Annotated in this window: 12 protein-coding genes and 1 pseudogene; 10 read left to right on the plus strand and 3 right to left on the minus strand. The window is 66.1% G+C overall.

Translation table 11 applies throughout. From position 1 onward, the window contains the following. Positions 1 to 136: 136 nt before the first annotated feature. Positions 137 to 1,048 (minus strand): DNA-binding protein, encoded by a 912-nt coding sequence (locus P2T62_RS15810; RefSeq protein ID WP_276258031.1) that lies wholly within the window; start codon positions 1,046 to 1,048, stop codon positions 137 to 139. A gap of 760 nt (positions 1,049 to 1,808) precedes the next feature. Here P2T62_RS15810 and P2T62_RS15815 point away from each other — a divergent pair. From P2T62_RS15815 to P2T62_RS15840, 6 genes are all read left to right on the plus strand, one after another. Beyond that, positions 1,809 to 2,348: a DUF7342 family protein gene (locus P2T62_RS15815; protein ID WP_276258032.1), complete on the plus strand. Its 540-nt coding sequence runs from the start codon at positions 1,809 to 1,811 to the stop codon at positions 2,346 to 2,348. Between the two features lie 3 nt (positions 2,349 to 2,351). Further along, positions 2,352 to 2,810, plus strand: a complete 459-nt coding sequence (locus tag P2T62_RS15820) for a hypothetical protein (protein WP_276258033.1) — start codon at positions 2,352 to 2,354, stop codon at positions 2,808 to 2,810. A gap of 790 nt (positions 2,811 to 3,600) precedes the next feature. Next, positions 3,601 to 4,215 carry a DUF7437 domain-containing protein gene (locus P2T62_RS15825; RefSeq protein WP_276258034.1) on the plus strand — a complete coding sequence of 205 codons (615 nt, stop codon included), beginning with the start codon at positions 3,601 to 3,603 and terminating at the stop codon, positions 4,213 to 4,215. Next, positions 4,212 to 4,706, plus strand: coding sequence for a PIN domain-containing protein (locus P2T62_RS15830; protein ID WP_276258035.1), 495 nt, complete (start codon positions 4,212 to 4,214; stop codon positions 4,704 to 4,706). Before P2T62_RS15825 ends, P2T62_RS15830 begins: the two co-directional genes overlap by 4 nt. Before the next feature lie 738 nt (positions 4,707 to 5,444). Further along, positions 5,445 to 8,981, plus strand: coding sequence for a type IV secretory system conjugative DNA transfer family protein (locus P2T62_RS15835; RefSeq protein WP_276258036.1), 3,537 nt, complete (start codon positions 5,445 to 5,447; stop codon positions 8,979 to 8,981). 766 nt (positions 8,982 to 9,747) lie between these two features. Next, a complete protein-coding gene (locus tag P2T62_RS15840; protein WP_276258037.1) occupies positions 9,748 to 11,136 on the plus strand; it encodes an ATP-binding protein in 1,389 nt (462 codons plus the stop codon). Positions 11,137 to 11,194: 58 nt separating this feature from the next. On the opposite strand, the pseudogene P2T62_RS15845 reads toward P2T62_RS15840, so the two are convergent. Further along, positions 11,195 to 11,731 (minus strand): annotated as a pseudogene (locus P2T62_RS15845) (aldo/keto reductase); the annotation flags it as partial. A gap of 75 nt (positions 11,732 to 11,806) precedes the next feature. Further along, on the minus strand, positions 11,807 to 12,229 hold the full coding sequence (locus tag P2T62_RS15850) for a hypothetical protein (RefSeq protein WP_276258039.1): 423 nt from the start codon (positions 12,227 to 12,229) through the stop codon (positions 11,807 to 11,809). 120 nt (positions 12,230 to 12,349) lie between these two features. Here P2T62_RS15850 and P2T62_RS15855 point away from each other — a divergent pair, with 120 nt between their 5' ends. The 4 genes from P2T62_RS15855 (at position 12,350) to P2T62_RS15870 (ending at position 17,574) form a co-directional block, all read left to right on the plus strand. Then, on the plus strand, positions 12,350 to 13,768 hold the full coding sequence (locus P2T62_RS15855) for a PAS domain-containing sensor histidine kinase (protein WP_276258040.1): 1,419 nt from the start codon (positions 12,350 to 12,352) through the stop codon (positions 13,766 to 13,768). 138 nt (positions 13,769 to 13,906) lie between these two features. Further along, positions 13,907 to 15,100 (plus strand): sugar phosphate nucleotidyltransferase, encoded by a 1,194-nt coding sequence (locus P2T62_RS15860; RefSeq protein WP_276258041.1) that lies wholly within the window; start codon positions 13,907 to 13,909, stop codon positions 15,098 to 15,100. Continuing rightward, complete coding sequence (gene glmS / locus P2T62_RS15865) at positions 15,100 to 16,929, plus strand: glutamine--fructose-6-phosphate transaminase (isomerizing) (RefSeq protein ID WP_276258042.1); 1,830 nt, start codon at positions 15,100 to 15,102, stop codon at positions 16,927 to 16,929. Before P2T62_RS15860 ends, glmS begins: the two co-directional genes overlap by 1 nt. A gap of 123 nt (positions 16,930 to 17,052) precedes the next feature. After that, positions 17,053 to 17,574 (plus strand): DUF7342 family protein, encoded by a 522-nt coding sequence (locus P2T62_RS15870; RefSeq protein ID WP_276258043.1) that lies wholly within the window; start codon positions 17,053 to 17,055, stop codon positions 17,572 to 17,574. The last annotated feature ends 1 nt before the right edge of the window (position 17,575 follow it).

Here is a 17,575-nt window from a genome sequence, read left to right on the forward strand (position 1 = left end):
CGACCGTCTTCAGATTGCTCATTTCAGCCCTCATCCATCGGCATTCCGGTCCAGCCCCGGGCTGCACCGATTAGACTCTCGCGCTCGATTGAGAGAAGCGCTCCACCATCTATAGCAAAAAGAGGGGCGAGTATGGCTACGAGTCCTGCGCTTGCCACGGCTCTCGCTCGGGGAAGACGACCCGGCTCCGCGAGGTCAGCGCGACCGAGACGCGCCCCTGATACCAGCTCTTCGCCGCGCCGTGGATGCGAATCCGCTCGCCCTCGTCCAGCCACGGCTGGTCGCTGGCGTCCCAGACGGTCACCTTCACCTGGCCCGTCTCGTCCCCGACGAGGCCCACCTGTTGGATCGAGGGATGCGCTGGTTCCCAGAGCACCACGACTTCGCCCTCGAAGTCGACCTCACCGTGCGGCACGTCGCCCAGCCGCGAGATCGGCGTCACCGTCCCGGGTTGCGTCTTCAGCCGATCGGCCACCGCCACGGTCGCGCTCAGCAGGTCGCCCGTTCGCAGGACCTGCTCTGCGAGTTCACGCGAGATGGCCGCCGTCGAACCCGCTCCGGGAATCCCGCCCTGGATGCGTCGCGCTTCCTGATTGACCGCCGCCAACTCCTCGCCGCTCAGCCGCTCGCGGGGGTCGGGTGCATCCGGATCGCGTCGGTCGTCCACGCTCGCCGCTCGTCGCTCGAAGCTCATGCGCCGCTCGCGACTCTCCCGCTCGACCACCTGCGCCGTACGTGCCTCCCGGTCGGACGCCAGTGACCGGTCGACCCGCGTCCGCGTTCGCTCGATCTCCCACTCCCACGCCTCCATCCGCTCTTCTGCTGCGAGTGTCAGCCCCTTCTTCCAGGTGTCGGGGTGATTGGTGTCGACCTTCGCACGGATCTCCATCTCCACCGTCGCGTGCAGCTCCGGCCGCTCGTCGACGACGTAGGCCTCATCCTCGTCGACCGCCTCGGCCTCCAGCCCCGCCTCAGCCGCCCACGCCGCCCACTGTTCGTTGTCTGTCCGACCCGAAACGTCATTACCGTAGATGTCTCTCGTACTCATTGGTAGTCCTGGACCGATTACCACAGAAGGCGCTCTCGACCGCGTCTTCTTCCTGAATGACTCAGTTCACCCAGCTACGTCTCTCGCTCGCGCCCTCGCCCGGCTTGCCGGGCGCGAGCGAACCATCGTTGAGAGAGCATACACACAAGCCGCGTAGTGGCGCCCCCGCGACGGGGGCGAGGCCAGCTTCAAGTCAGTTCTCGGTCCGGCCCGTCGCGAGTCGTGTCCAGGCAAGGGTGTCGCCGAGCACCCGCGCCGCAACGTGGCGCGGGCGCACAGGTGGCCCCGAGACTGGAACGCGAAAGCTCGCCGGGGCGCAACCGAAACTGCACTTGATGCTGGCGGCTGATATGAAGGCCGAACGGCCCCGAGCGAGCGGGCGCCGCGCGCGGCGACCGATTTCGACCCGGTGAGGTCAGGGAGAAGACGGCACGGACGGGGCCGCCTTCTGCCAGTAGCACACACCGATTCAGGGGACGGTGACCCCAACACCCAACGGGGAGGGATTGAAAGGGGCCGGGCGGTCGATCCCTCCCGGTCCCGGCAAGCACCACAGCGAGCGACGCGAGCGAGGCGCGCAGCCGTCGCCGAAGGCGAGGCGAGCGAAGTGAGCCGGTCCCGGAGGGTCGAGCGCCCGGGGGCTTTCGGAGGGCCTGATTGCGCTAGTTCAAAGACGGGGGCAGGGCGTTGGCGAACGGCGGGCCTCAATATAGGACGAACAGTCTCAATCTATATTAAGACAGAACCCGAACTGTGCTGTATGACGAAGGACGAATCGAGCTCCGAGAATCTGATGGGCCGCCAAACTACGGGTGAAGACCGCGTGCGGATGGTCGTTCGACAGCTGTCGGAGCCGCGGACGGCCAACTGGATCGCCTCTGAAGCGGGCTGGTCACACGAGCCGACCAAGCGCGTTCTCGAACGTCTCGTCGACGACGGGATTCTCCACCGAGACGACAGCGGGATTCACACGACATACTACCCCGATTACCGTCGTCAGGCGATACAGGAGGCGATGCGCCTCCGAGACAGCGGCCACACTGTCGAGGAACTTACGGACCGTCTCGCCGACATGAAGGCACAGATTCGCGACTGGGAGGGCGAGTTCCACATCGAGTCGCCGAACCAGCTTCGCGGGACGCTCGCTGAGGAGTCTCTCGACGCCGACGAAGAGAATCGTCGCCGTGAAATTGCCCGTGAGTGGGAACACCTCCAACGGCGCATCGAGATCGTCGGCTTTGCCATCCGTGAATGGGACTTTCTCACTCCGACGACCGAGCCCGCCGAGGCCAGCAGCTGACGGATGTCGGTCCCGCATCCCGGTGGTGACCCGAACGCAAACCTCTACGCCCAGCTGAAGCGAGATGTCCTCGACCGTGTGCCACAGATTACGACGGTCGAGTTCGTTCCTGACGATATCGTGGCCAAGCAGCTGCGGGCACGGTTTGATTCTGACCGTCTTGACCCTTCGACAGGGCCTAAGCCGCCGGAACTGATCATACAGTGGTATCGACAGGAGCCACACGATTGGTTCCGGATCAACTACACCGACCCGAACACGGGCTTTCACGCTGGCTGGCACCAAGACGAGGATCACCCCGATCTCGGACGGACGCATTTCCAGTACTCGGCTGCCGATACGGAGGACCACTGGGGGATCACATTCGAACACGAGACACCCTCATTGATACTCTGGGAAATCGTCGAAGAGCTCCTCGAGCACGTTAGGCCGACCTACCAGTACGCGAACGAGGACGCATGACACCCCGAGAACGCACCGATCATTGACACCCTCCCACGACTGAAGTCGTGAGCTTTCTGCTCGAATCTCTGAAAATAATTTGGCTGCACCCAAATATCTAAGCACGAGCGGGCAACAGCGAGGAGTCGTTCCCAGAAGTGAGGCCCGGTCGTGCCCATTCGTTCTGCCACGGGCGTCCCTTCGCTCTAGGAGATGGTCTCCTGCGTACAGATCGCCAGAGAAGCCCTGTCGAGTCCACCTTGCAATCGAAGCCCAGTGTTGAGGGTTTTGAGTTCTATGTAGCCGAACGAATGCGTCAGCGACCATCGTGGAGACGCCGAGAGGGAACTGCCCAGCCACCACGGAGATGCCACGCCCGTCGCAGCGCTGGCCCCGAGACACAACTGGGCGGGACTGAAAGAGGCCGGGCGGTCGGTCCCTCCCGGACTCGGCAAGCACCGGAGCGAGTGGAGCGAGTGAGGCGCGTAGCCGTCGCCAGAGGCGAGCGAAGCGAGGCGGTCCCGGAGGTGAGCGCCTCCGGCGCGAATCAGGGAAGTCGCAGCCCGCACAGCGCAGCGAGCAGGAACGTCTTCCCGTGGGTCGAGCGCCCGGGGGCTTTCGTCGGGTCTGGTTTGGGGGCCGATGCCCCTGATCAAGCATGAGAGGTGGGGCCGTCGAAGCCGAACAGGCAGTCTTGGCGACGCCGGACGGAAGTAGAAGCACCGCAGCCTCCCCTGCCTCGTAGCTACCCCTGCCTGCCCGCGACACAAGTACTTTACAGCTTCGCGATAATCTGTAACTACTGATCAGCATGTCACGAGCCACCGACCGGGCCGGCGGTGAGGTCGTCAGGGAGTTCCTCTCGGTCGCGGAACTGCTCGAGGAACCGCGCCTGGCGCAGGTGTATGCCCACTGCCACCGGAAGGGGACGACCAGTGTACGGGACCTGATGGAGGCACTCGACCTCCCACAGGGAACCGCATACACCTACGTCAACCGGTTGACCGAGGCTGGTGTACTCAAGATGAACAACGAGGGGCAGCCACGGACGTACACCGCCCGTCCGATCGACCTGACGGTGACGAGCGGGACAGATGCCGGGGAGTACCACATCACGCCCGCACTCGTTGACGCGGTGGGACGGCGGACCACGGACAACGACATCGACACGTACATCGACCGGCACGGAATCGCCGGCCTCGCCACGGCGCTTGAGTACGCCGTCGACCGGGAGCGAGGAACGGTCACCCATCGATTGATGGCCCGTGATCTCGACATCTCGCCGCTCGCTGCCGAAATCGTCCTCCAGGCACTCCGCCCGGTGGTTCACGAACACTTCGACGTCGAGGCGTCCGGGGCCTCGCTCGACGACGTGGTTGCCGGCGAGGAGTCAGCAGTCGACGATGAGGGCGTGGACGAACGGTGAGTACTGTCCACATCGCGGACACGGGATTCATCGCCGCTCTCGGCGGGCCGGAGAACGATCGATACCGGCGCGTCCGAGCCTTCGCCCGACAGCACGGCGTGGTGTTCGTGGTTCCCGAGCGCGTGTACGACGAGCTGACCGCCTCGGGGACCGAGGACCCGCACGTCGACACCGCGATAGCAGAGGGCTGGGTGCGAGTCGCCCCATCGCTGAACTATACCGACTCGCTCGTCTCGAGGACGATGGATAGCGTCCAGCGTTACATCGCGAATGCCGACGACCGGCGAGCGGACAACGTGGAGCGGGCGGATGCGGCCCTCGGTGGCGTGGCGGCACAGTTGCTGGCAGCCGAGTCTCCGAGCAGCGTCTTCGTCTACACGACCGATATCGCCGCTGGTGAAGCAGTCGAAACCGCCCTTTCGGACGCAGGCTACGCGGATTCAGTCGCCTTCGTCAATGCGTTCGAGTTCATCGAGGACCTCGTCGAGTGATCGCTCGATGGTATCGCCTACTCTCCGTCGAGATATTTTCGCCGTTGCTCCATCTTCTGGCGCTCGGCTCGCGGTCGTAGGGTTTCTCCAGCACGTCCGGTGACACACGTTTTCCCGAGTCACCGAGGATGCAGTTCTGCTTCGCGGGCTTCCTTCCACTCTCTGGAGCGGGCGGTATCGTCGCTGTAGGTTCGTCATTCCTCCCGGGGACAGCCCTGCAACGACTGTACTGTCTGAGACGGGCTGCCGAGGCCATCACCCCATCGAAAACCCGAGCCAGGAGGATCGCTCATCGAACGCGAGGATTGCGACAGCGGCCATCCTAGAGGATCTCCAGCCGACTCCCGGATCGGATGCTGAATCCTGGGCTTGTTGTAGCGATGGCCGTCGAGTTCCAACCGGGTGGGACTGAAAGGGGCCGGGCGGTCGATCCCTCTCGGACCCGGCAAGCGTCGGGGGACTCCGTCCCCCGGGCCCGCGGCGAAGCCGCGGCCACCGCAGGCCGGAGGCCGAGGCGCGTAGCCGTCGCCAGAGGCGTGGCGAGCGGTCCCGGAGGTGAGCGCCTCCGGCGCGAATCAGGGAAGTCGCAGCCCGCACAGCGCAGCGAGCAGGAACGTCTTCCTGTGGGTCGAGCGCCCGGGGGCTTTCGGAGGGCCTCGCCTCCTCCAGCACTGCTCAGCAATCGCCCCCACCGACAACAGTTATGCTGGCTGCTCGCTCTGAGAGTAGCGATTACCCGTGGCTGCTGCCGACGACTCACCCTCCACGCTCCCTGCGACTCCCTACATCACAATCAAGCCGGCCGACTCCCCGCTCGACCCCGCGACCGTCGAGACGCATCTCCGGCGTCTCCACGGACTGACCGGCTCCGCGAAGGGCCGCTTCCTCACGAGCGCATCCCCACCGACCGTCGAGTGGTTGCTCACGAGTTCCGGCGACGAACGCGGTCTCACCTACGCCGTCGGCGTCGACGACGAGGCCGCTCACGCCTCGCTCGAACACGCGATCCGCGGGCTCTTTCCCGACAGTTACGCTATCGCCGAGACCGACCGGGAGACGCTCCTCGAACCGTTCACTCCAGCCGAAGACACCGACACCGTCGCACTCACCTTCGACGGCAACCCGACACACCGCAAGGACTGGCAGACCTGCCTCACGCCCTTCGCCGAGTTCCACGAATCCGAGCGTGACCGAACACACGTCCGGGCCCCGCTCGCGGCCGTCGCGGAGACGCTCGCCGACAGTCCAGTCCCCGTCTGCTATCAGGTACTCGTCCGCCCGAAGGCCGACTGGTCGGTCGAGGCCGACGAGCGCCGCCTCAACCTCGAACAGGGTTCGGACACGTTCGGCGGGAAGCTCATGAACGCACTCGTCGGCCCACCCCCGGAGGACGAACTCGTCATGCTCGGTGCCGACGAGGAGCGGGTCGTCCACCTCGGAGAGCGAGACACGCACCGCTCGTTCGAGGTGAACGTCCGGGCAATCGCTGGGCACGACTCCGACCCGGTAGACGCAGAGCGCATCCTGCGTGACCTTGCGCTCGCCTTCGAGCCCGTGAGCGGGCCGTTCTACCGAATCGAGGGCACCGTTGCGACCGGTACGGAGGCCCAGCAGCTCGTCGAGGAGCTCCACGGGCGGACGCTGCATCCACCGGCATACGGCCGCTCGCTCACCAGTCCTGGCCGAACCAGTCCGGGCCTCGTCGTCGACGCTCGCGAACTCGGCTCGTTCTGTGCCCTCCCGGGCGACGCCCTGACGAGCGCGGGCGTCCGGGGTGTGGGCGTCACGCCGAGCGAGCGGACTGGACTCTCGCTCCCTCCTGCCGACCAACTCGCACCGTACTCGGGTGCAGGGATGACGCTCGGCCTCCCACTCACCGACGACGACCAGGCCACGGACGAGCCACTCGTCCTCCCACCGTCGTTGCAACCACTCCACATCGGCTGGTTCGGGCGGACGGGCGCTGGCAAGTCAACCGCCCTGGTGAATGCGATGCTCGCGAATCACCGTGCCACCGACGGAGCGAGCATCCTCGTCGACCCGAAAGGCGACGGGATGGGCGAAGCCTACCTCCGGGCGCACTTCGCCGAGTACGGCTCGCTCGAGGATGTCCTGTATTTCGACTGCGCGGCGGTCCTCCCGGCGATCTCCTTCTTCGATATCCGCGGCGAACTCGAGGCGGGCATCCCCCGTGAGACGGCCGTCGAGGACGCGGTTGATCACTACATCGAGATTCTCCGGGCGATTATGGGCCGCGACCGCTTCGACCAGGCGGTTCGCTCGCCCGACATCATCCGGTATCTGGTGAAGGCGCTGTTCGACCCCGTCCACGGCTCGGACCACTTCTCACACCGGCGACTCCACGAGGCCGCACGCAGGATGCACGAGCGCCAGTCCGCCCCCGCCGTCTCCGACGACGACCTCGAACGGATGCTCGGCGGCGTGGTCGCCAACCGCGCCCGGACGTTCGACGAGATCATGCAGGGGGTGGCGAACCGCATCGAGAAGGTACCCGTCGACCGCCGCCTCGCCCGCCTGTTCAACCACGTCAACGATACGGAGGACGACGGCCCCCACTTCGACCTGGTCGACTTCCTCGACGAGAACGTCGTCATCGTCTTCGACACGGGCGGCCTCCGTACCGAGGCACAGCGCGTCCTCGCGCTGCTCATCCTCTCGGAATTGTGGACGGCACTCAAGCGGCGGCGAAAGCGCGCGGTCGTTGAGGACCTGCCGCTCGTCAACCTATACATCGAGGAGGCTGCGAGCATCGCCGTCTCCGACCTCCTGCAGGAACTGCTGGCGCAGTCGCGGAGTTTCGACTGCTCGGTCACGCTCGCGATGCAGTTCCCCGCACAGCTCCGTGGGTACGATCAGGACGTCTACGACGAGATCCTCAACAACGTCTCGACCGTCCTGACGGGGAACGTTCCCTCGGATGCACGCTTCGCCCAGCGACTCGCCACGGACGACATGGACCCACAGCAGGTCGGCAATCGGCTCCGTGCCCTCCGTCGCGGACAGTGGCTGGTAAGTTTGCCCGCGGCGTTCGGCCGTCCCGAGCCACGGCCGTTCCTCGTCCACTCGGCGCCGCTTCCGCCCGGCCATCCTGACGGCGAGCGCGGGCTGTCGTTCGACGAGCAATCCGCACTCGCCACTGCACGGATCGAGATGCAGGCAAGAACGCGGGTCGAGTACGGTCTCGGGCTCTCGTCGCCGAGTGTCGTCCGCGAGGGACCGCCCAGCGAAGACGACGTGCCGGCCGAGTCGGAAGCGACCGATGGCGCACCTCCGGCGGTCCGGGTCGACAGCGCCCTTCCACACACGAAGCGGCTCCCGCCGACGGTCGAGTACGACGGCTCGATACACGCCCTCCGGTGTACGCGATGCGATACGCGCTATGACCCATCTATCGATGGGATGAAACGCGCTATCGAGTGCTGCTCGTCCATCGACGCGGTCGATAGCGACGACATCCCGATCTGTGAACTCAACCTCAAACTCACCGAGGCCGAGCGGTTCGACTCGGAGTGGTCGGATGCCCAACTCATGTTCCTGCAGGCGGTCTACAATGCCCAGCAACTCCGGTTCGATCCACTCGAGTACGACCTGCTCTGGGATTCGATGCTCCGCCTGCAGGAATACGTCGGTATCGAGAGTGACGCCGTCCAGAATCTCATCGACGCCGACCTGCTCCGGCACGATACGGACCGGCCGCACCGCTTGTACACGGTATCGCCTGAGGGGCGGACGATCATCGGCGAGAGCTACCGGCAGGGTGTGGATTACGGCCACGGGCAGGGTGACCTCGAGGAGTCGAGCGAGCACGTCCTCGGCGTCGAGATCGGCCGTCGGTATCTGGAGGGTACGTATCGAGACGACCCGGAGTCAGACGTGGTCGAAGTGGTTCCGTACTACGACCTCGGGGAGAACCAGCGCCTCGACATCGCCGGTATCGACGACGAGGGCGACGTGGTGGTCGCAATCGAGGTCGAGCGGGTGAATCACGATATCAAGCGGGCGGTTCCGGAGGACTTCGATAAGATGGCCGCCTGCAATCCCGAGGAGGCCATCTGGATTGTCATGTCCCACACCGAGGGACACGAGGTGCTCGCCGCACTCAACGACCCGCTCGATGGAGCGGTGCGTGTCGAGAAGACCTACGCGAAGACCTCGCCCGTCAGTTCGTTCATGATCACCGAGCCCGGACTGACGGCGATGTACACCCTCGAGCAAGTCCGGGGGGCACTCGGTGGGAAGGGGCCTGCCGCGTAAAGTCGGCCGATATCGACTTTGGGCGTAAGGTTACCTTCGAGCGAGAGCAGTGGCCCTCGTCGCACCCCAAGGCGGCTAGTCCCCGCTCAGGCGGCCAAAGGTTGGCCGCGCCCTCCGCTAGAGTGTGGACTGAGTGATGAGAACCGACTAGTAACCCGGGACGGGCTCGCTTCGCTCGGAGAGGACTCCAAGGGCCACTCCGCGTAAAACAGGTCGCTGAAGCAGCCCTCGAAGGTTCTCCGCCGAGCGAGAATCCGCCTATCGTCTCAGTCGGACAGCACATGTCGATTACGGATGGCGTAAGGGTGGCGCCGCCTTGCGATTCGATGCAACCTTACATCAGTACAGAGCGCTGAGAGGTTCGCTTCTCGGCGATTGACTGGCCGCCCAGACCGCCGATTCTCCGGCCCTCGAAGCGCCTCGCGAGACGCCACCTCTGCTCATTACCCCCGACTCCACTTCTCCCCCGTTTCGATTCCACACAGACCACTCTAGCGGGGGCTGTGGCGAAGGTTAGGAGACGCAAGCATCGGCTATCTCGTCGATAACCCGATCTGTGGCTTCGATCCAGTCTCGCGTCACGTGCGGTCGGCACTGCAGGTGCGAACCCCCTGCGGGTGATGGGTATGGTCCTACAGTGCTCACACCCTCGGGAGCATCGGACCGTCGCCCAGTTCTCGTAAGAGCGTAAGAAGCGGATTCGAATGCAGAGACGGTAAGAGACCCACACACTGATTATGCAGAAGATAATATTACTACGCGCATAATGATTGATCGGGCCGCAGAAACCGACTGGCTCCATTCGCACCTCACCGACAGTGAAGAACAACTGCTCGTCCTCTATGGCCGACGACGCGTCGGGAAGACGACGCTCGTTACAACTGTCCTCGAGACTCTCGAGAGACCTACGTTCTACTACCTCTGTGACGAACGTGGGACCAGTCAGAACGCACGGCGCTTCGCTGAACAGTGTGCCGGCACCCTCGATGATATTCCACCCGATGTCGACGGCTTCGTCGACGCCTTCGAGTACCTCGCACATCGCCTCGACGACCCCGCCGTCGTTGCCCTCGACGAGTTCTCATATCTCGTTGACGAAGACGAAACCATCCCATCGGTCTTCCAGACCGTGGTCGACGAGACCCTCGATGGGACAGGTATCTCGCTCGTCCTTCTGGGCTCGTCCATCTCGATGATGGAGGAGGGCGTCCTGAGTTACGAAAGTCCGCTCTATGGCCGTCGAACGGGCCAGTGGCGGATGGAACCGATGTCGTTCGGCGATGCCGCCGGATTCTTCCCGGACTACGGCCCGATCGAACTGGTCGAAGCCTACAGCATCCTTGGCGGGGTTCCGGCCTACCTCGAGCAGTTCGATTCCGACCTCGCGCTCCTCGAAAACGTTGAGTCGTCGATCCTTTCGAAAGGGGCGTTCCTGTACGAGGAGCCCGAATTCCTGTTACGGCAGGAACTCCGTGAACCATCGACGTATATGGCGATTCTGGAAGCCATCGCAGGGGGCGCAACTCGGGTTAGCGAGATCGGAAACGAAATCGGGCGGGACGCGAGTTCGATCTCCAGGTACCTCCAGAACCTCACACGCATCGCACTCGTCGAGCGTGAGACGCCGGTCACCGATCCCGACGGTCGCGGGGTCTACCGTATCACGGACCAGTTCCTCCGCTTCTGGTTTCGGTACGTGCTCCCGAACCGCGCGACGCTCGAACAGGGCCACACCGTGCCCGTGCGTGACGTAATCGGAGAAACGCTCCCCGAACACACGAGTTGGACATTCGAAGAGGTATGCCGACAAGCCGTCGGAACGGTTGCATTCCCCGTCTCCTGTTCCCGGGTCGGCCGCTGGTGGTACGGCGGCAACGAGGTGGACATTGCTGGCGTCAACGAGCAGACTGACACGCTCTTGCTCGGCGAGTGCAAGTGGACCAGCGATGCGGTCGGGCGCGGACTGCTCGGTGACCTCGAAGCGCTCGAAAGCGAGATCCGCTGGCACGGGACCGACCGATCCGTCGTCTACGCACTCTTCGCTAAAACAGGATTCACAGCCCAACTAGAGAACCTGGCGGCCGAACGCGGCGATCTGTGGCTGTTCACGCCGGCAGAGATCGTTGATCTGTTCGATCGACCGCGAGCCGATTGACGGAAAATATCTAGGCGCAAGCCTCGCGCTTCAGGGCGGGTTGACATCCTCCCACGACCTCGTGCCGGGCGACCTCGTTCGCCTTCGCGACCTTCCACTCGTTCGGAACGAGTGTCGAGGTGCCCGGATAGTGGACCGTGCCGTCCTCGACGAGCCCGTTGAGCGTCTTCATCATCTCGCGGGCCGGCGTCTCGTCGTCCCAGCGGTGGATGTAGAGCACGTCGACGTAATCGGTGCCGAGACGGTCCAGCAGCGTGTCGATCCGATGCCGGACGTTCTTCCGGTTGGTCCCCCGGCTGTTGGGGTCGTCCTCGCGGGTCTGCCAGTAGATCTTCGACGCGATGGTGTAGCGCTCGCGGTCCCGGTCGGCCAGCCAGTCGCCGATCCACTCCTCGCACGTCCCGCCACCGTAGACGTCGGCCGTGTCGATGAACCGCCCACCGTGCTCGGCGTAGGTGTCGAGCAGCTGATGGGCGCGGTCCTCGCCGATCTCGACGTTCCCGTCCTCGGTCTCCTTCCCGAAGCGCCACGTGCCGAACTGTATCTCACTGGTCTGCAGCCCCGTGTCTCCGAGTGATACGAATTCGAGGTCCATCTCGACGTTGGGGTAGTGGTGCCGCGGTCGAAAAGGTACGGATGCCGGGGATTCCCCTACGAGGTCAGTCGTGAGTCACTGACTCAGCCCGTCAAGCGACGCCGAGAGCTGCTGCTCCGTCTCGAGACCCGTGTGGAACCGGCCGATGGTCTCGCTCTGGTGCTCGGGGCAGGCCAGCAGCGCGACCGCCCCATCCTGCACCGGGACCACCGGATGCCCGGGACTGTGCGGCGCGAACTGGCAGCTGGGGCATCGAACCCCACCGGCTGGGCGGTGGTCCAGAAGGTCCGGCGTCTCGTCGCTCGTGAACCCGCAGACATCGACAAACCGTTCGAGATGTGCGTCACAGCCGACGAGCGGCACCGCGAGCTGCTCCAGCAGCAGGAAGGACACTGACCCGCGCGAGGTCGCGTCGAGCGCGGATTCGCAGTCGTCACACTCGATGGGTGGCTGGCCCTGAACCCCCTCACGCTGCCGGGGGACATCTGTGGGAGACATGCGAGATGGCGAAGGCTTGCACCCCGACACGGGTAAGGCTGGGGACAGTGGGTGCGCGAAGCCGCAGACACACCACCGGACCACCCACAGGTTTAGCACCAGTCACGGCCAATCCACCGTATGGCCGATGGAGGCCCAATAGCGGTACTGCTCGTCGGCGGTGGCCGAGTGGCCGCGGCCATCGCCGAGCAGCTGGAGTCGGCCTCCGACCTGGCCGTCGAGACGACCGACGACCCGGCCAGCCACATGGCGAGCAGTTTCGACTGCATCGTGCTCCCGGACACCACCGAGAGCCCCGACGACCTGATGCGCCTGGGGCAGCTCCGCGCAGACCACCCGGAGACGCCGATGGTCGTCGTCCTCGAGAACCCGGAGCGCCCGCCGCCCGAGATGGACCCCTCCTGGCTGGACGTGGTCCAGCTGGACGACCCGGAGGCCGACCTCGTCGCGGCAGTCCAGGAAGCGGTCCAGCGCGACCGGCCCGAGCCGTCGGATTACCGAGAGACGTTCAGCGCGCTCGTCGAGCACTCGCCCGCGATGATCGCCATCCTCGACGAGACCGGCGAGTACCGCTACGTGAGCCCATCCGTCGAGACGGTCCTGGGCTACGAGCCCGACCAGCTGATCGGCGAGGACGCGTTCGCCCTGATCCACGAGGACGACCGGCCCGCAGTGGTCGAGGAGTTCACGGACGCCCTGGACGTGCCCGACCACCGGGCCACCGTCGAGTACCGGTACCGCCACGCGAGCGGTGACTGGCGGGTACTCCAGTCGTGGGGCAAGAACCGGCTCGAAGACCCCGAGATCGACGGGGTCCTCGTGACGACGCTCGACGTGACCGAGCGGAAGGCGTACGAGCGCGAACTGGAGCGCCGGAACGAGCGCCTCGACCGGTTCACCTCGGTCGTCAGTCACGACCTCCGCAACCCGCTGAACGTGATCCAGGGCCACGTGGAGGCGGCCCGGGCCGGAGCCGACCCGGACATCGACGCCATCGGCCGCGCCGCCGACCGCATCGAGGCCATCACCGGCGACCTGCTGACGCTCGCCAGGGAGGGTCGAACGGTCGGCGAGACCGAATCCGTCGACATCGCGTCGGTGGCCCAGGCAGCATGGAGCCTCGTCGACGCCCCGGATGCGACCCTCGAGATCGACGACATCGGGACCCTCACCGCCGACAGGGACCGGTTCCAGGCGCTGCTTGAGAACCTGTTCCGAAACAGCGTGGAGCATGGCGCCACGGACAGCCGGACGGAGTCCGGCGACGGCATCGACCCCGGCGACTCGGCGGTCACCGTCAGCCTCGGGGTACTGGCCGACGGCGAGGGATTCTACGTCGCGGACGACGGCCCGGGCATCCCGTCCGACCAGCGCGAGTCCGTGTTCGACTGGGGCCACTCGACCAGCGATGCCGGGACCGGCTTCGGCCTCGCCATCGTGCGGAGCATCGCCGAGGCCCACGGGTGGACGGTCGAGGCGACCGAGAGCGAGGCCGGCGGCGCACGCTTCGAGATCCGGGGCGTGGAGTCCCTGGACTGACCCGGCAGGCCGGTCGCGGAGTCACTCTACCGACGAAAGCCACACCCCCGCTGTCTCGGCTGAACCGGCCACTGAACGGGCCGTCAGTTCTGGAGTGGCCACCAAACACTTACGGTTACTCAGATTCTGGGTAACTTCATGAGCCTCGATACGGCTGTCGTCCTCGCGGGGGGTGAGGGCCGGCGCCTTCGGCCACTCACGAGGAACCGGCCCAAGCCCATGCTTCCCGCGGGCAACCGGCCGATCCTCGAACACGTCCTCGACACGCTCGTCGATGCCGCGGTCGAGCGGATCGTCCTCGTCGTCGGCTACAAGCACGACCGGGTGCAAGAACACTTCGGCCCCAGCTATCGCGACGTGCCGCTGGAGTACGCCATCCAGCGCAAGGAACTCGGGAGCGGGCACGCGCTGTTGCAGGCCCGCGAACACGTCGACGAGCCGATGCTCGTCCTGAACGGCGACCGGATCATCGACCCGAGTATCGTCGCGGACGTGACGGACGCGTTCGCCGACCGTGGGGAGCCCACACTCGCGGTGATGGAGCACCCGGAGGCCCACACCTTCGGCGCCGTGCGGCTCGATGGCGACCGGGTGAGCGAACTCGTCGAGAAGCCGATGGCCGGCGAGTACCGCCTCATCAACGCCGGCGTCTACGCCTTCACGCCCGAGGTCTTCGACGAACTGGCCGAGACCCCCAAGCGAGACGGCGAACTCGACCTGACCGCGGCCATCTCCCGGCGCATCGAGGCCGACGATCCCGTCTGGGGCGTCCGGACGGACGGCCTCTGGGTCGACGCCACCTTCCCGTGGGACCTGCTCTCGATCACCCGCGAGGTGCTCCACACGAACCGCATCGACGAACCCGAGACCGAGGACACCCTCCACGTCGCGCCGTCGGCCATCGTCCATCCGGACGCGACGCTGCGAGCCCCGCTCGTCGTCGGTCCGGACTGCGAGGTCGGACCGAACGCGGTCGTCGGGCCGGACACCGCACTCGGCCGGAACGTCACCGTCGGGGCGAACGCCACCGTCGAGCGGTCGGTGCTCGACGCCGACACGCGGGTCGGCGCCGGCTCCACGCTCGTCGAGTGCGTCACCGGGGAGGACGTGACCCTGGGCGCGAACACCACGGTGCCGGGCGGGCCCGCCGACGTCGCTCTCGACGACCGTGTCTACCGCGACCAGCGCCTCGGCGCCGTCTTCGCCGACCGCGTGGTCGCCCGCGGCGCCGTCACGGCCGAACCGGGATCGCTCGTCGGGCCGAACGCCACGCTCGGTACCGGCGTCCACGTCCGGGGCCGGATCGACGAGGACAGCGAGGTGGTCCGCTGATGTGTGGCATCATCGGCTGCGTCGGCCGTGGCGACGAGACGCTCGAGACGCTCGTCCACGGGCTCTCGAAGCTCGAGTATCGGGGCTACGACTCCGCCGGCGTCGCGCTCACGGCACCCGGGGACGAGGAGGTCGCGGTGGTCAAGCGCGAGGGCGAACTCGACGCGCTCCGACGCGTCCTCGAGACGGCCGCGGCCGACGGCACCGCCCCGACCGGGACGGTCGGCATGGGCCACACCCGCTGGTCCACACACGGGCCGCCCTCGGACGCCAACGCCCACCCGCACACGGACTGTGCCGGCAAGGTTGCCGTCGTCCACAACGGCATCATCGAGAACTACCAGGCACTCCGCGACGAGCTCTCCGAAGCGGGCCACACGTTCCGCTCGGAGACGGACACGGAGGTCATCCCGCACCTCATCGAGGAGCTGCTCGACGGCCCCGAGTACGACGCGACGGACCCGGAGCCGGCCATCCGCGAGGCGATGACACGCCTGGAGGGGAGCTTCGCGGTCGTCGTCTCGGTCGCCGGCGTGGAGACGCTGTTCGCCTCCCGACAGGACAATCCGCTCGTGCTCGGTGCTGGTGCGGATGCGACGTATCTCGCCAGCGACGTGCCCGCGTTCCGCGAGTTCACCGACCGTGTCGTCTACCTCGAGAACGGCGAGTTCGCCCGGGTCGACACCGAGGGCTGGACCGTCACCGACACCGCCGGGAACCCGGTCGAGAAGACGGTCGAGACGGTCGAGTGGGACCCCGAGGACACCGGCAAGTCCGGCTACGACCACTTCATGCTGAAGGAGATCTACGAGCAGCCACGCGCCCTGCGCCAGTGTCTCCAGGGGCGCGTCGACGAGATGGGCGGCCGCGTCACGCTCGACGTCGACGTGGACCCCGAGCGTGTGCAGTTCGTCGCCTGCGGCACCTCGTATCACGCGGCGCTGTACGGCGCCGAGCTGTTCCGGCAGGCCGGCGTGCCCGCCCAGTGCTACCTCGCCAGCGAGTACGCCACCTCGCCACCACCCGTCGACGGCGCGCTCGTGGTCGGTGTCACGCAGTCGGGCGAGACCGCCGACACGCTGAGTGCGCTCCGCGAGGCCCGCTCGCGGGGCGCCCGAACGCTCGCGTGTACGAACACGGTCGGCTCGACCGCGGCCCGCGAGTGCGACGAGACGCTGTACATCCGCTCGGGCCCGGAGATCGGCGTCGCCGCGACCAAGACCTTCGCCTCACAGCAGACCGCGCTCAACATGCTCGCACTCTCGCTCGCCCGGCAGAACGGCCGCGCGGACCTCCGCGACTCACTCTCGGCACTCCGTGATCTCCCGGGCGACGTGCAGGCAGTCCTCGACGAGTCCGCGGCCGAGACGGTCGCCGAGGAGTTCGTCGACGCGCCCTCGTACTTCTTCATCGGGCGGGGGGTCCACTACCCGGTCGCGCTGGAGGGCGCGCTGAAACTGAAGGAGATCTCCTACAAGCACGCCGAGGGCTTCGCCTCGGGCGAACTCAAGCACGGCCCGCTCGCCCTGGTGACCGAGAAGACGCCCGTCTTCGCGGTCGTCACGGGCGACGGCCCGCTCGCGACCAAGACCATCGGGAACGTCAAGGAGGTCGAGTCACGCGACGCACCGGTCGTCGCCGTCACCGACGGCCGGAGCGAGGTCGAGCGCTACGCCGACCACGTCCTCGAGATTCCCGAGGCCCCGCCACGGACCGCGGCCGTGCTGGCGAACGTCCAGCTGCAACTCGTGGCCTACCACGTGGCCGACTTTCTCGGCCGGCCGATAGACAAGCCGCGCAACCTCGCGAAGAGCGTGACGGTGGAGTGAGGGGCTTCCCCCGGAAGTAGGGACGTTTCCGTGGGAGAGCGACCGCCCATGGCGAACGCAGCCGTCGGAATCAGTTATCTGCCCTGGAGATAGATTTATTGACTTCACTCGGATAGTTGTGCTATGGACGACGAGGCTCCTGGTGTCGAGGCGTGGAAGGAGCAGACGAGTGCCTTCGACAGAGTACGGTCGGTCGCCGGGTCGGTCTCGGGGCCGCAACCGGTGTCGTACATCGCAACCGAGGCCCTGGTCGCGGAGAACACCGCTCGTGCCCACCTCGAACGGCTCGTCGACATGAACGTCCTCCTGGAACGGGATGTCGAGGGGACGGCGATGTACGAGCCCGATCCACTTCATACGCGGGTCCAGACCCTCCGGGATCTCCTCGACGAGTACGATCAGGACGGCCTCCTCGAGCTGAAGGCCGAGTTGCAGGAGCAGATGGAGACGTGGGGCCGTGACTACGGCGTCGGGTCCCCGGAAGCCCTCCGACGCCGGGCTGCCGAGAGCGACGACGCTGCGGAGACACGGGAGATCCGAGAGACGGCGAACGACTGGGCGCTCCTGCGCTACCGGCTCGATATCATCGAGCAGGCGATAGAGAACTACGCGGCGTACAGTCGGGACTCGCCCGCACCGGCCTGAG

Source organism: Haloglomus litoreum (assembly GCF_029338515.1).
In the GTDB taxonomy this organism is placed as follows: Archaea; Halobacteriota; Halobacteria; order Halobacteriales; family Haloarculaceae; genus Haloglomus; species Haloglomus litoreum.

Coding starts and splice junctions, on each gene's coding strand:
- P2T62_RS15810 (WP_276258031.1), bottom strand. CDS start 1,048: ATGAGTACGAGAGACATCTACGGTAATGACGTTTCGGGTCGGACAGAC.
- P2T62_RS15815 (WP_276258032.1), top strand. CDS start 1,809: ATGACGAAGGACGAATCGAGCTCCGAGAATCTGATGGGCCGCCAAACT.
- P2T62_RS15820 (WP_276258033.1), top strand. CDS start 2,352: ATGTCGGTCCCGCATCCCGGTGGTGACCCGAACGCAAACCTCTACGCC.
- P2T62_RS15825 (WP_276258034.1), top strand. CDS start 3,601: ATGTCACGAGCCACCGACCGGGCCGGCGGTGAGGTCGTCAGGGAGTTC.
- P2T62_RS15840 (WP_276258037.1), top strand. CDS start 9,748: ATGATTGATCGGGCCGCAGAAACCGACTGGCTCCATTCGCACCTCACC.
- P2T62_RS15850 (WP_276258039.1), bottom strand. CDS start 12,229: ATGTCTCCCACAGATGTCCCCCGGCAGCGTGAGGGGGTTCAGGGCCAG.
- P2T62_RS15855 (WP_276258040.1), top strand. CDS start 12,350: ATGGCCGATGGAGGCCCAATAGCGGTACTGCTCGTCGGCGGTGGCCGA.
- P2T62_RS15860 (WP_276258041.1), top strand. CDS start 13,907: ATGAGCCTCGATACGGCTGTCGTCCTCGCGGGGGGTGAGGGCCGGCGC.
- glmS (WP_276258042.1), top strand. CDS start 15,100: ATGTGTGGCATCATCGGCTGCGTCGGCCGTGGCGACGAGACGCTCGAG.
- P2T62_RS15870 (WP_276258043.1), top strand. CDS start 17,053: ATGGACGACGAGGCTCCTGGTGTCGAGGCGTGGAAGGAGCAGACGAGT.